Origin of the sequence: Streptomyces sp. CA2R106 (assembly GCF_037034245.1) — a bacterium.
Classification (GTDB): Bacteria; Actinomycetota; Actinomycetes; order Streptomycetales; family Streptomycetaceae; genus Actinacidiphila.
This window is the reverse complement of sequence record NZ_JBAGKC010000203.1, coordinates 1-294: the sequence shown is the minus strand read 5'-3', so window position 1 is coordinate 294 and position 294 is coordinate 1. Positions and strand designations below refer to the sequence as shown.

At 67.7% G+C, this 294-nt stretch carries 1 protein-coding gene; it reads right to left on the bottom strand.

Going from position 1 to position 294, the window contains the following annotated elements; all coding sequences use genetic code 11:
• Positions 1–294 (bottom strand): beta-ketoacyl synthase N-terminal-like domain-containing protein (locus WA788_RS35745; RefSeq protein ID WP_335984701.1); only part of this gene is annotated, 294 nt, incomplete at both ends.

Here is a 294-nt window from a genome sequence, read left to right as displayed (position 1 = left end):
CCCACACGCCCATCCACGGGATCAGAAACATCCAGGCTCTCCAGGTCCCAACCGCGATCACCAGGGAAGCCCGACATCGCATCGGAGCCTTCCGCAACCAGCCGCCAGAAACCCTCCGGATCCTCCACCCCACCCGGGAACCGACAACCCATCCCCACAATCGCCACCGGCTCATCCGTGCCGGCCCGCGGCGTCGGCACAGCGCTCTCCCCAACGACCCCGTCGGTCCCGCACGCCTCGGCGACCAGATACCGCGCCACTTCCAGCGGCGTCGGCTGGTCGAAGATCAAAGTG